Annotated in this window: 1 protein-coding gene; it reads left to right on the top strand. The window is 39.5% G+C overall.

Annotated elements, in window-relative coordinates:
* Positions 1 to 41: 41 nt before the first annotated feature.
* On the top strand, positions 42 to 304 hold a 263-nt coding region (locus ON09_RS23930; protein WP_010603606.1), incomplete at its 3' end, for a hypothetical protein.

Genomic DNA, 304 nt, shown 5'->3' with positions numbered 1-304 from the left:
AGTGTCTCGTCCTGCTATAGCTTGTCATTAAAAACTGAAAAATGGCAACAAAAAGCAAAGACAAAACAAAAATTGCAACCAGAAAACCTTGGGGGCGATTAGGTGAGGATGTTAAAGAGAAAATCATTTGCGAGATCAAATCGGGTATGCTCAGTCAGCGAGCAGCTGGACGCAAATATGGCTTACCTTCAAGTACCATTGGCAAATGGATGGAGAAACATAATTTGGCTATCTTAGTCCAATCTAAAACATCTTATGAACTTTCAGCGATGGACGAAAACCAGGAGACAAAACTTCTTAAGAA

Origin of the sequence: Pedobacter agri PB92 (assembly GCF_000258495.1) — a bacterium.
In the GTDB taxonomy this organism is placed as follows: domain Bacteria; phylum Bacteroidota; class Bacteroidia; order Sphingobacteriales; family Sphingobacteriaceae; genus Pedobacter; species Pedobacter agri.
Note: the sequence above shows the minus strand (reverse complement) of the source record. Positions and strands in the feature narration are given on the sequence as shown.